The sequence below is a fragment of the Vreelandella sp. ssv genome, from assembly GCF_059448525.1.
The window spans coordinates 1,763,955-1,777,284 of record NZ_CM182545.1 but is presented as its reverse complement, the minus strand read 5'-3'; the positions used below and the strand labels follow the sequence as shown (position 1 = coordinate 1,777,284).

General features: G+C 52.8%; 10 protein-coding genes, 1 tRNA gene, 1 other RNA gene and 1 pseudogene. 8 read left to right on the top strand and 5 right to left on the bottom strand.

Features of this window, described 5'->3' with window-relative positions; genetic code table 11:
• Positions 1–4 precede the first annotated feature (4 nt).
• Both AC5TBW_RS08100 and AC5TBW_RS08095 read right to left on the bottom strand, forming a co-directional pair.
• A complete protein-coding gene (locus AC5TBW_RS08100; RefSeq protein ID WP_495511564.1) occupies positions 5–403 on the bottom strand; it encodes an antitoxin Xre-like helix-turn-helix domain-containing protein in 399 nt (132 codons plus the stop codon).
• Between the two features lie 92 nt (positions 404–495).
• Positions 496–1,254: a DUF3750 domain-containing protein gene (locus AC5TBW_RS08095; protein WP_495511563.1), complete on the bottom strand. Its 759-nt coding sequence runs from the start codon at positions 1,252–1,254 to the stop codon at positions 496–498.
• Positions 1,255–1,864: 610 nt separating this feature from the next.
• On the opposite strand from AC5TBW_RS08095, the gene AC5TBW_RS08090 reads away from it, so the two are divergent.
• From AC5TBW_RS08090 to AC5TBW_RS08075, 4 genes and pseudogenes are all read left to right on the top strand, one after another.
• Positions 1,865–2,224, top strand: coding sequence for a hypothetical protein (locus AC5TBW_RS08090; protein ID WP_495511562.1), 360 nt, complete (start codon positions 1,865–1,867; stop codon positions 2,222–2,224).
• Positions 2,225–2,286: 62 nt separating this feature from the next.
• Complete coding sequence (locus tag AC5TBW_RS08085; RefSeq protein ID WP_495511561.1) at positions 2,287–2,745, top strand: hypothetical protein; 459 nt, start codon at positions 2,287–2,289, stop codon at positions 2,743–2,745.
• 274 nt (positions 2,746–3,019) lie between these two features.
• Positions 3,020–4,867, top strand: coding sequence for an ATP-dependent zinc metalloprotease FtsH (ftsH, locus tag AC5TBW_RS08080; protein ID WP_495511560.1), 1,848 nt, complete (start codon positions 3,020–3,022; stop codon positions 4,865–4,867).
• A gap of 77 nt (positions 4,868–4,944) precedes the next feature.
• Positions 4,945–5,028 (top strand): annotated as a pseudogene (locus AC5TBW_RS08075) (transposase); the annotation flags it as partial.
• A 202-nt stretch (positions 5,029–5,230) separates the two neighbouring features.
• Here the strand turns inward: AC5TBW_RS08075 and ffs are convergent.
• The 3 genes from ffs to AC5TBW_RS08060 all read right to left on the bottom strand — a co-directional run bounded on the left by ffs (position 5,231) and on the right by AC5TBW_RS08060 (position 6,496).
• Positions 5,231–5,327: signal recognition particle sRNA small type (gene ffs / locus AC5TBW_RS08070), an RNA gene on the bottom strand.
• 54 nt (positions 5,328–5,381) lie between these two features.
• A tRNA-Met gene (locus AC5TBW_RS08065) sits at positions 5,382–5,458 on the bottom strand.
• 99 nt (positions 5,459–5,557) lie between these two features.
• Positions 5,558–6,496, bottom strand: coding sequence for a choline ABC transporter substrate-binding protein (locus AC5TBW_RS08060; RefSeq protein ID WP_495511559.1), 939 nt, complete (start codon positions 6,494–6,496; stop codon positions 5,558–5,560).
• 204 nt (positions 6,497–6,700) lie between these two features.
• Here AC5TBW_RS08060 and betI point away from each other — a divergent pair, with 204 nt between their 5' ends.
• The 4 genes from betI (at position 6,701) to AC5TBW_RS08040 (ending at position 13,215) form a co-directional block, all read left to right on the top strand.
• A complete protein-coding gene (betI, locus tag AC5TBW_RS08055) occupies positions 6,701–7,321 on the top strand; it encodes a transcriptional regulator BetI (protein ID WP_495511558.1) in 621 nt (206 codons plus the stop codon).
• A 25-nt stretch (positions 7,322–7,346) separates the two neighbouring features.
• Entirely contained in the window at positions 7,347–8,816 is a 1,470-nt protein-coding gene (gene betB / locus AC5TBW_RS08050) for a betaine-aldehyde dehydrogenase (protein WP_495511557.1), read from the top strand.
• A gap of 9 nt (positions 8,817–8,825) precedes the next feature.
• A complete protein-coding gene (gene betA, locus AC5TBW_RS08045) occupies positions 8,826–10,499 on the top strand; it encodes a choline dehydrogenase (RefSeq protein WP_495511556.1) in 1,674 nt (557 codons plus the stop codon).
• Positions 10,500–10,728: 229 nt separating this feature from the next.
• Positions 10,729–13,215: an acyl-CoA dehydrogenase gene (locus AC5TBW_RS08040; RefSeq protein WP_495511555.1), complete on the top strand. Its 2,487-nt coding sequence runs from the start codon at positions 10,729–10,731 to the stop codon at positions 13,213–13,215.
• Positions 13,216–13,330: the final 115 nt, after the last annotated feature.

Here is a 13,330-nt window from a genome sequence, read left to right as displayed (position 1 = left end):
ACCTTTACCACTGGCTTCCCCGCAGGCTATCGATACGCTTAAAGGTTTCGTAGAGCGCCGCAAAATCACCGGAGCCGATAATTTCGAGCGGCGTGCGGCCATTAAAGTAGGGATTGTGATTCATCAAGTTGACGAACCCATAAAGGTTTTCTGGGTTATCAAATATCATCCGCAGCGCAGCGTGGATGTTGAGTAAGTAGCTGATCCGAGTTAGCTGGTCGCTATCTAATTTGATCTCGACAAGATCCCCCCGCCGGGCACGCGAGTAAGTGCTATGCGAAACGCGCAAAATCGCTTCACCCTGCTCGCCAGATGCTCGCCACTTATCCAGAATGCGCACAGCCGCTTTCAAGCCTGCCGCCGCGGCTGCCCTGTTTTGGGAAATGTCGTGTGCCGTTTGCATAGCTACCCTCTTAGCCTTCACTCTTCATCCACAGATACTAGTTGAATAAAAAAGTATCTGCAAATACATTGGCGCAGCTTTTACTAATAGGGTCAGCCTCCCAACACTTTTGCGGGCATACCCAAACGACCTATGCCCGGTAGCTTCACAGCCGGTCGCATAACGTCGATACCAAAGCTCAACCCTAAGAGATTGAGTTCAATACCCTCCTCCCGCGCCACCATTAAGCCTACCACCCCACCCAATGAGAGCTGATAACCGGTACCGCTGGGCGCAGCCGCAAAAACGCCATTGAAAATATAGTCCTTGCCGATAGCAGTCACCGGGAGCGTCACCTCAAAACCGGGTACTTCGCGTATTACCCAAGCGATAAAGCTATTGCTATTCGGCCCAGGCCATACGCGATATAAGTGGAATTGGGGATAGCCTGCGGCGGCGGACTCTATCTGCGGTATCATCTGAGCAGCGGCATCACCACGATAGTCAGCCAGCAGTGTAGGCGGATTGCCAAACCAAGCCCGATCAGGCGTATCGATGGAAGAGACCACCGTAGGGCGGCGCCAGCTCAGCACTTGATGAAGTCGATAGCTATCGGCGTTTTCCGCCTTGGTCGCAATCCATATATGCTCGCCAAAAGCCCCGCGCCAGTTATAAGCACGAGCGGAATAGACTTGAACCACGGCTTCAGAACTCTCCGCGGGATCTGGCGCTATGCCAGCGGAAGTGCGATCAAGCGAGGACCAGTGTCCATCGATTACGACTTGGTTACTGGCCAATAACCAGACAGGCCCCATTAACAGCAGCGCTAAAAGCGCCGCGAGGCTCACCAGCCATCGCAGTAGCATTTTCATTGTGAGCTCTCCGTTCACCAAAGTTAGCTGGAAATTTCATCGAGTTCATGGTGTTAATTGCGGGGGGGAAGGTCACAAAGTGCTGCGGTTATTCTATGAATCCAGAAGTAATCGGGCACCTCAGTATGAGAGCAAGCTCATTTCCCATAATACCTGTCATTTTTTTATATCGATATTGAAAATATCAATATCAGCTAAAATATGATCACCTTTATAATTAACCGATCATCCATGCTTTATCACTACAGCACTAAGTAGAGCTCTAGCTCTTTAAGATAGCATTTTCAAAAACAACTAGGTATAGCACTCTTAGAAGCAGCACTCACCTTTAAAACAAGCATCCTATTCATAAAAAATTTCAAGCTATAAAGCTGTCCACGGTCAAGTTTTTTGCGTGCTCATCTCATCTATACTACTTGAAAGTCATTGCTGGGCTCTAGCTTACTGTCTGTATAGGAGTAATAAACCAACGGTGTCGGCTGACCCATGTAATCATGATTTTCAACAATACGATTCAATAATAATCATAATATTCAACTAGTTGAAAAAGACAATATTACAATGACATTAAAACTGTCTATAGGGTCTTATCTTCAAAGAGGACAAGAAAATGATAACGTCAGATCTTACAAAACACCCTTTGCAAGCGCCCGTCACAGAAAATTTGCTCGTTTTGTGGTCTCAACCTTGGATGGAATCCACTAACACTGCGATCAAGTTACAGCGTATCTGGTTAGAAACACTGAATGACGCAACGCGTCACGAACTCGATTTCTTTTCAACCGTGACGATTTCCTGCGGCAAGCTGACAAGTTACATGCTGGGTCTTGAGGGTCTGCTAACACCTTCCTCTATGGCGTCCTGCTATCACGAAATCACGGGTGATATGACGGAAGCAACTTTAAAACGCGTGCGTAAGGTATCAAAGCTCAGCGATGACTTAAGAGAACGCATTTGGTGTGAAATCTAAAGATTCAGCCCAGTATCGCATCACTTTTTACAACAAGAGCCAACCTGAGCTAGGCAAAGGGCATGACGGTTGAAACCATCAAAGACATACTGGAACTGACCCGGCGGTTGCATGCCAACCTGGCCGATAAACTGAAGTGCGCCGCAAGGGACGCCCAGCAAGAAAAGCTTCACATGTTATTTGACTATCTTTCCCAACATGAACAAGAGCTTAGCCGGGTCATAGCGCTGAGTGAGAAAGATGCCGAGAAAGCCGCGCTCCAAACGTGGTGTGCAGAATATTTTGACAAGCAACCTTTCAAGCTTGAAACATTGGGAAATTTAAACTTTGCCAACATGAATGCTGGCGAAGTGATGCGATCTTTATTAGCAGCACATGAACGCATCATTGATCTATATCGCTATTTATCAACGCGGGCTGAAGCATCGTCCTCTGAGGAATTATTGAAAGGCCTCCTCGCTTTAGAGCAACATGAAATCATGCGCATGATAAGAGACATGGAAAAATTGGAAGATCTTTAGTCACAGCCACGATGTTCAGCGTTGATGTTGTTTGATCTTGCTCAGACTGCAGTAATGGCATAGCGCGCCCGTCGCTCCGATTAAAACAAGTGTGAGCATAACGCGATTTGTATCAATGTATTAGATGTCATATACCGATCAATCTCAACAGAGCAACTTACTAACCAACATTAACGGATACATCATGTCTACTCAGGAAAACAGTGGCGCTCTGAATAAAGATCTTGATGATCAGGCGCTATAAAGCCTTCTAGAAAGCCGCATTGAGGTTAGCATGGACAAACGTTACCAAGCATATATCCTCTTTTTTATTTTCGCCTATATTTTTGTCCTGTTGGCTCAGGATTTCATTGCGGAGGGGCGTTCCTACGAACCGATTCCCTATTCCGAATTTCGTCATCATCTTGAGCAAGGCCTCATCAACACGCTGGATATTAGTTCAGAGCGGATCAAAGGCACCTACAATACGCCACTCTCCGACGGTACTACTGGCTTCACCACCTATCGCATTGACCCGACCTTGGCCAATGAACTGGACCAATACGATGTCACGTTCAATGGCGCGCCTAGTAAGTCATGGCTGACCTCTCTACTTTCTTGGCTCTTGCCATTCCTGCTTTTGTTCGCTATCTGGGGATTTTTCCTGCGCCGCATGGTATCAAGTCAAGGAGGCCTCGGCAGCATGATGACATTGGGCAAATCGAAAGCCCGTGTTTATGTTGAGACTGAAACCAAGGTGACCTTCGCCGACGTGGCTGGCATTGACGAAGCCAAGGACGAACTCAAGGAAGTCGTGGCCTTTTTGCGCGACCCGCAGCGTTACGGTCGGCTAGGGGCTCACGTGCCGAAGGGCATACTTTTGGTCGGCCCACCAGGTACCGGCAAGACGCTGCTGGCTCGTGCCGTGGCTGGCGAAGCCGGCGTTCCATTCTTTTCGATTTCAGGGTCCGAATTCGTAGAGATGTTCGTCGGCGTGGGGGCTGCCCGAGTACGAGACCTCTTTGACCAAGCTGCAAAAGCCACACCGTGCATCATTTTTATTGATGAACTAGATGCGCTTGGCCGCGCCCGAGGGCTGGGCATGCTCGGTGGCGGTCATGACGAAAAGGAGCAGACCCTCAACCAGCTATTAACTGAACTAGATGGCTTTGATACCTCATCCGGGATTGTACTTCTGGCTGCGACTAACCGTCCCGAGATCCTTGATCCTGCCCTACTACGTGCAGGACGCTTCGACCGTCAAGTCTTGGTCGATCGACCCGAGCGTCGGGGACGTATTGACATTCTCAACGTACATCTCAAGCACCTAAACAAGCTAGCGTCCGATGTCGATGCCGAGCAGATAGCCGCCCTGACCCCAGGATTTACCGGTGCTGATCTAGCCAACCTAGTCAATGAGGCGGCTCTACTAGCCACGCGCCGTGATGCCGATGCGGTGACACTAAGCGATTTTACACTCGCCGTAGAACGTATCGTTGCAGGACTAGAGAAGAAAAGCCGCGTGCTTAATGAACATGAGCGACGCGTGGTAGCGCATCATGAAATGGGGCATGCTCTCGTCGCCGCTTCGTTGCCTGGAATGGACCCCGTACACAAAATCTCTATCATTCCACGTGGGGTTGGCGCCTTGGGCTACACAATCCAGCGCCCCACAGAGGAGCGTTTCCTGCAAACGGTTTCCGATCTGAAAAGCCGCATGGCGGTGCTGATGGGCGGTCGTGCCGCCGAGCGTATGATCTTCAACGAAATCTCCACTGGAGCGGCTGATGATTTGGCTAAGGTTACCGATATTGCCCGTAGTATGGTCACCCAATTCGGGATGAGCGAGGAAGGCGGTCAAGTCATTTATGAGGAAGACCGACAAGCCTTTCTAGGCGACAAATTTGGTCTCGCAAAGCCCAAGAGCTATTCCGAGGAAACCGCCCGTGAAATCGATACCGCCATACGCAGGCTGGTCGACGACGCTTTTGACAGCGCCACCCAGATCCTGACCCGCCGTCGTAAGGTACTGGAGACCGGCGCCGCCATGCTGCTTGAGCGCGAAACGCTGACCGCCCAAGACTTTCCGCCCATTGGAGAAGTAGCAGAAATAGCTGATAGGCCAGCGACGGACCGAATATAAATGACTCTCGCGACGCCCCCGCCTGTTTGAGTAGCGCTTCGCTTTTGAGGCTTATCCCATGGGTAAGGAGACTGGACATTAAAAAGCGTTTCAGCGAAGAACAGATCATTGGATTCCTGGGCGAAGCAGAAACGGGACTGACAATTAACGAGCTATGTCGTGAACAAGACTCAAACGTAGCGGGTTCAAAGGGGTATAAAGCAATCAAAGCCGAAACAGATGCTTCTTGCCGAATTAATGCTGGGGAAGGTGCTTACTGGAGGGGCGTAATGAAAAAGCGCCGAAAAAAATGAGGTTTATTTAGTGGGGAATTATGCCGAGCATACATACATAATAGGTGAGAGCGTCAACAAATGGAGGCGGCCCCAAAAGCCACATCCCGGCACACGCAGCCACCACTACCGTTGCTCCCTTCCGGGCCTGGCGGGGTTCGCAGTTTAGCGTTGCGGGAGGACCTAAGGGGCCACCATAACGGCACGCTCTAGTTCTATAAGTAAGTGCGCTAATGCTGATGTGGTGGCTACGCCCTGATTTGAACAGGGGACCCCATCATTATGAGTGATGTGCTCTAACCAGCTGAGCTACGTAGCCTTTCCCTCATCAACGGGTGCAGATTATGCCTACCTTAATGATGAAAGGCAAGCCGGATACGGCTTGCCCTGCTAGTCAACAATGCGTATCGAATTTGACTTACTGAATAGCGGCGCGCACCGCCTCTGCTCCAGGCTCGCCGTCACGCGTTGTCACGCCCTCCAACCACTCATCCAACAGACCATCGTTGGCTTTCAAGTAGTCTCGCGCAGCATCACGGGGATCTTCACCATCATCCATAATAGCGCTCATTAGCTGGTTTTCCATTTCCAGCGTAAAGGTCATATTGCGTAATAACGCGCCCACATTGGGGCACTCCTCTACGAAACCAGCACGTGTATTGGTGTGTACCGTCGCGCCACCCAAATCTGGGCCGAAATAGTCATCGGCATCCGACAGATAGGCCATTTCGAAATTAGAGTTCATGGGGTGCGGCTCCCAGCCCAAAAACACCATCCACTGCTCATTGGGTACCCGGGCGCTTAGCTCAGCCAGCATCCCCGCTTCGCTGGAATCGATTACCTGCCAATCACCTAAACCGTAAGCATCGTCATCAATCATCTGCTCGATTAGCTCATTACCATCGTTACCCGCTTCAATACCGTGCACGCTGCGCTCAAATTGATCCGCATGCTCTGCCAAATCATTAACCGACGTCACACCCGCATCGTAAACATATTGCGGCACCGCCAAAGTGTATTTGGCCCCTTCCAGATTGGCTACCAAACGCTCGACTTCACCGCGCTCGATGTAGGGGTCGCTAATAGACGCCATTGAAGGCATCCAGTTACCCAGAAAAACATCAAAATCGTTGTTTCGCATACCGGCATAGGCAATCGGTACGGAAACCGTGTCGACACTTGGTTCATAGCCAAGCCCTTCGAGGACTTCACTGGCTAAAGCCGTGGTTGCAGTAATATCGGTCCAACCGACTTCTGCAAAGCGCACGCTGCTGCACTCATTTGCAAAAGCTGCCGCTGGCAAGCCCGCTGCCAGCAATAAAGCACCTGCGTAGCATGAAGAAGTTTTGCTCATCATCGTTGTCCCCTTGATTAGATTGTTGCCCATTACATAGATACGAACACTCAGTAGCTGCCGTGGTCGCAGTAAATAGAAATCTTCAGCGCCTTTTTGTTGATTGAACGTTCAATAAAAAAATGCCATCATTGTTAGGTAATCATGTCTACGACTGGGTTTCAAGCAACGACCCACGTATGGCATTCAACGAATTAGGAGAACGCTGTGCCAAAGGTGGGAATGGAACCGATACGCCGCCAACAGTTAATTACCGCCACCATGGCAGCCATTGATGAGGTCGGTCTGGCCGAAACCACCGTCATGCGCATTGCCCGCCATGCAGGTGTTTCAGCAGGCATTATCAGCCATTATTTTGGTGGTAAAGATGGCCTTCTAGAGGCCACGATGCGGCAAATCCTAACTGACCTTGCGGATGCCGTTGCCGTCCGCCGTCATGCGTTGGAAGACGACTCCCCGCGTGCTCATATCGGCGCCATTATCGAGGGTAACTTTGACCGTACTCAGGTCACCGGCCCTGCCGCCAAAACGTGGTTAGCCTTCTGGGCCAGCAGCATGCATAAACCCATGCTGCAGCGGTTGCAAAACGTCAATGATCGCCGTCTTTACAGCAATTTATGTGACCAGTTTAAACGCGTGATGCCCCGCTCCAAGGCACGTAACGCGGCTCGCGGTCTGGCTGCCATGATTGATGGTTTATGGCTGCGCGGCGCTTTGACACCAGAAGGCCTTGATGCGGAAGAAGCCCGACACCTTGCCCACACCTATCTCGACCAGCTTTTTGCTCATCATGGATACACCAAAACAGAATCCAACATTTACAGCTAATTTTTACACTTATTAGGAGAACTGTATGACCGATCAAAACGTACAGCCACTTTACATTGATGGTCGTCAGGTAGACGCAACTTCAGGCGATACTTTCACCGTTACTAATCCTTTTGATGGCAGCCTGCTAGCCACTATTGGCCAAGCCAGCCAATCAGATGTCAATACGGCTGTTGAAGCCGCTCAGCGTGGCCAGCGTGAGTGGGCTGCAATGACAGGCATGGAGCGTTCGCGCATTTTACTGCGCGCTGTTGCGCTGTTAAGAGAGCGCAATGACGAGCTTGCCGAGCTTGAAACCCGTAACACCGGCAAGCCGATCAGTGAAACCGCTAGCGTAGATATCGTTACCGGTGCAGACGCCCTGGAATACTACGCTGGCCTAGCGCCTGCCATCGAAGGCAGCCAGATCCCATTACGCGATAGCTCCTTTGTCTACACTCGCCGCGAGCCGTTGGGCGTGATCGGCGCTATTGGTGCCTGGAACTACCCGATTCAGATCGCCTGTTGGAAAGCGGCGCCAGCACTAGCCGCAGGCAACGCGGTAGTATTTAAGCCCAGCGAAGTCACCCCGCTTACCGTGATGAAACTGGCGGAAATCTTTACCGAAGCCGGCCTGCCCAACGGCGTTTTCAACGTCGTTCAAGGTGATGGCCGAGTGGGCGTCATGCTCACCGAGCATCCTGGCATCGCTAAAGTCTCGTTCACCGGCGAGGCGGGCACCGGTAAAAAAGTCATGGCTGCCGCCGCCAGCTCGACACTAAAAGATGTGACGATGGAACTGGGCGGAAAATCGCCACTGCTGGTTTTTGCAGATGCCGATCTCGACCGTGCAGCTGATGCCGCCATGATGGCTAACTTTTACTCCAGCGGCCAAATCTGTACCAACGGCACGCGGGTATTTGTTGAGCGCAGCGTTAAAGAGGCCTTTGAAGCCAAGTTGGTAGAGCGCGTCAAACGTATCAAGGCAGGCGACCCGATGGACCCTAGTGTCAATTTTGGGCCGCTGGTCAGCTTTGAGCACCAGGAAAAAGTGCTTTCGTATATTGCCCTGGGCAAAGAGCAAGGTGCTCGCCTACTCGTGGGTGGTGACGACTGGAATACTGGCAGCTTCGCCGATGGCGCCTGGGCCGCACCGACGGTCTTCACCGACTGCACCGACGAAATGAGCATTGTGCGTGAAGAGATCTTCGGCCCCGTGATGTCGGTACTCGCCTTTGATGACGAAGCAGAAGTCATTCGCCGCGCCAACGACACCACCTATGGCCTTGCCGCTGGGGTCTTCAGCGAAAGCCTGAACCGTGCTCACCGCGTTATTCATCAGCTGGAAGCGGGTATTTGCTGGATCAACACCTGGGGTGAGTCACCTTCCGAAATGCCGGTAGGTGGTTACAAAGAGTCTGGCATTGGTCGTGAAAACGGTATCGAGACGCTTAATCACTATACCCAAACCAAGTCCGTACAGATTGAAATGGGCCCGTTTGAGTCGGTGTTTTAAGGAGTTTTTATGTCTCAACCACGCGAATTTGATTACATCATTATCGGTGCAGGCTCGGCGGGCAACGTGCTCGCTACCCGCCTCACCGAAGACAGCAGCGTCAGCGTACTGCTGCTGGAAGCGGGTGGGCCGGACTACCGCTTCGATTTCCGCACTCAAATGCCGGCGGCTCTCGCCTTCCCATTACAGGGTAAGCGCTACAACTGGGCATTCGAGACCGACCCCGAACCGTATATGGACGGCCGCCGCATGGAGTGTGGCCGTGGCAAAGGCCTGGGTGGCTCCTCACTGATTAACGGCATGTGCTATATCCGCGGCAATGCACTCGATTACGATAATTGGGCCAAACAGCCGGGCCTTGAAGATTGGGACTACCTGAGCTGCCTGCCCTATTTCAAAAAGTGCGAAACCCGCGACACTGGCGCCAATAGCTATCATGGCGGCGATGGCCCGGTTAGCGTGACCACACCGAAAGCGGATAATAACCCGCTTTACCGCACCTTTATCGAAGCCGGAAAGCAGGCAGGCTATCCTGAAACCGAAGATGTCAACGGCTACCAGCAAGAAGGCTTTGGCCCCATGGATCGGTTCGTTACGCCCAAAGGCCGTCGCGCCTCTACTGCTAGAGGCTACCTGGATACCGCCAAACAGCGACATAACCTCACCATCGAAACTCACGCCGTTACCGACGTTATTGAGTTTGAGGGTAAACGTGCAATGGGTGTGCGCTATGAGCAGAAAGGCGAAAAACAGCAGGCCTACGCCCGCCGTGAAGTACTCCTGTGCGGTGGCGCCATCGCTTCCCCGCAAATTCTTCAGCGCTCGGGCATCGGCAACCCGGAACTGCTGAAGGAGCTGGGTATCGAGACGGTACACGCCCTGCCCGGCGTCGGTGAAAACCTCCAGGACCACCTGGAGATGTATATCCAGTACGAGTGCAAAGAGCCCATCTCGCTCTACCCAGCGCTAAAGTGGTACAACCAACCCAAGATTGGTGCCGAATGGCTATTCAATGGTACCGGTGTAGGTGCCAGCAACCAGTTTGAATCCTGTGGCTTTATCCGCAGCCGCGATGAAGAGGAGTGGCCCAATCTGCAGTATCACTTTCTGCCCATCGCGATCAGCTATAACGGTAAAAGCGCGGTACAGGCCCACGGCTTCCAGGCCCACGTAGGCTCGATGCGCTCTGAAAGTCGCGGTCGTATCCGTCTGACGTCAAAGGATCCCCACGCGGCGCCCAGCATTCTGTTTAACTACATGGCCAAAGACAAAGATTGGCAGGAGTTCCGCGACGCCATTCGCCTCACCCGCGATATCATCGCCCAGCCAGCGTTTGATAAATACCGTGGTCGTGAGATAGCACCTGGTCCGAACGTACAGACAGATGCAGAGCTGGATGCTTTTGTTAAAGAGCACGCAGAAACCGCTTACCACCCTTGCGGTAGCTGTCGAATGGGCGAAGGTGAGATGGCCGTCACCGATGGTCAAGGACGTGTACACGGCATTGAGGGTCTGCGCGTAGTCGATGCCTCACTGTTTCCAGTGATTCCTACTGGCAACTTAAATGCGCCCACCATTATGTTGGCGGAGAAAATCGCCGACCGTATCAAGGGTCACCAGCCGCTCCCTCGCGCCAGCGTAGACTACTACGTCGCCAACGGCGCACCGGCCAAACGTGCCTGAACATTGAGACCGACTAACGCTCCAAACGCCATGCTTGATTGTCATGGCGTTTTTTTTGCTCGGAACATCTCATTAACGGCGCTAAACATGGCTAAATACTTGCACGAGGCGGCTTTCATCTGCCAATATTCAAACAAGTGTTCGATTAACGGTTTCATTGCCGGTTTTACGACCATATTCACTAACAACAGCTGGCCAACAATAAAGGCCTGAAACAGAGAGAGACACTATGCTCACCCTACTCCTTATCGTGCTCGCCATTATTGGCCTGCTCGTGGTAATGCGTCGTGAAGCAGGCGCCCCTGCCGCGATAGCGGTGCTTGGCGTATTGGGCCTTGTCGGCCTGCTGTTTGACGCGGAAGTAATCGGCGTACTGCTCTTGATTGGCACCGCTGCCGTTGCCGCAGCGGGCTTGCCCACACTGCGTCGCAAATGGCTAACGCCGCGCCTATTCGCCACCTTTAAAAAAGTGGCACCCAAGGTTTCCGCCACCGAGCGCACGGCCCTGGAAGCGGGCAGCGTCTCTTGGGACGGTGAGCTGTTTTCAGGCAAGCCCCAGTGGGAAAAACTGCTCGCCTTTAAAGACGACGGCCTACGCGACGATGAAAAAGCCTTCTTGGCCAATCAGTGTGCGAAAGCCGCGGGGATGTGTAACGCCTGGGATATCGCCCAAGAGCGCGCCGACCTGCCCCAGCAGCTGTGGGACTACCTGAAAAAAGAGGGCTTCTTCGGCATGATTATTCCGAAGGAGTACGGCGGCCTGGGCTTCTCAGCCAAAGCGCAGTCCATGGTGCTGCAAAAGCTTTCCGCCAATGAAACCCTGATGGTCACCGTAGGCGTACCTAACTCCTTGGGCCCTGGTGAGCTTTTGCTTAAATACGGCACCCAAGAGCAGAAAGATCACTACCTGCCACGCTTATCCGATGGTCGCGAGATTCCCTGCTTTGGCCTGACCGGCCCCCGGGCAGGTTCTGATGCCACTTCGCTGCCTGATACCGGCGTTGTCTGCAAACAGACCATTAACGGCGAAGAAGTGATTGGCCTGCGCCTTAACTTCGAAAAACGCTGGATCACCCTGGCGCCTATCGCCACGGTCGTCGGCCTTGCTTTCCGTCTGTTTGACCCTGAAAAACTGCTGGGGGACGAAGAAGATCGCGGCATTACCCTGGCGTTGATCCCTCGCGATACCGATGGCATGGATATTGGCCGCCGTCACCATCCTATCGGCAGCCCGTTCATGAACGGCCCGATTATCGGTAAAGATGTCTTTGTTCCGTTGGATACCATTATTGGTGGCCCGGACATGATTGGCCAGGGCTGGCGGATGCTGGTCGAGTGCCTCTCAATCGGCCGCTGCATCACGCTGCCCTCCGGCGCGACGGGTACCGCACGCTACGCCTTGGGTTGGAGCGGCGGCTTCACCCGAGTACGTCGCCAGTTCAACGTACCGGTTGCCGAAATGGAAGGTGTTCAAGAGCCTCTTGCCCGTATGGCGGCGCTTGCCTATATCTCCCAGGCAACCGTGTACCAAACCGCCAATATGATCGATCACGGCGAAAAGCCTGCCGTGCCTTCGGCAATTCTAAAAAGCCAATTGACCGAGTTCCAGCGCGTGCTGCTCAGCGATGCCATGGATGTTCACGGCGGCAAAGCGGTGACACTCGGCCCGCGCAACTACCTCGGTATCGGTTATAGCGCCAACCCGGTCGCGATCACGGTGGAAGGCGCCAATATCATGACCCGCAACCTGATGATCTTTGGTCAGGGCGCTATTCGCTGCCACCCTTACGTGCTTGATGAGTTGGCCGCCAAAGACGCCAATGACATGAAGGCGTTCGATAAAGCCTTCTTTGGTCATGCAGGCTTGATCTTTGGTAACGCCGCGCGCGCCTTTACCCTGGGCTTTGGCATCGGTAAAGCCAGCGTCCCCTTCGATGGCCCCGCCGCCGCCTATGCGCAGGATATAGCCCGTCTCTCCGCTGGCTTTGGCCTATGTGCCGACGCTGCCATGGCAAGCCTTGGCTCAGCGCTGAAGAAACGCGAAATGATCTCCGCACGGCTGGGCGATGTGTTGTCTAACCTTTACCTAACGTCGATGGTGCTCAAGCAGTGGCAAGCGGGCAGTAAAGTAGAAGGTGAAGAGGCGCTGCTGCACTACAGCTGTCGCTTCCTGCTTCAGCGTGCCGAACAAGCGTTTGTGGAGATTTTTGATAATCTACCCAACCGTGCGCTGGGCAAAACCCTGAGCGCCGTAGTGATGCCCACCGGTCGCCGCTGGAACAAACCTCACGATGACCTGGCCCGTGATATTGCTACGCGTGTATCAACTCATAGTGCCCTACGTACCAAGCTACTGGAAAACACGTGGGACACGGATGACGGTGAACAACGTAACCCGCTGGCGCGCTACAACGCTCTATTGATCGAGTATGATCGCGCCGAGGCGCTTTACCGCACGGTGAACAAAGCCTATGCCAAGGGTGAGCTACCGCAAACAGCACTTCATCCTGAAGCTCGCATTGAGGCTGGCTTGGAAAAAGGCCTTATCAGTGAAGAGGATGCCGCCTTCATGCGCACCTTTGAAGCTGAGGTTCTGGAAATGCTCACGGTGGATGACTTCGCCTATGATGCCTTCGCCAAGAACAAGTCCACACTAATCGATCACAACGGCAAATCTGTTCCTGCACCGAAACAGGCGGAAGAAAACATTAAGTAATACTATATTTTCAGTAAGTTACCTCAACATTAGCCGACTTCTGTGCGACAGGGGTCGGTTTTTTTGTGTTCGCTTTCTACGCCTAAAAGCGTAGTCAGATGGCCTAAAAACGCAT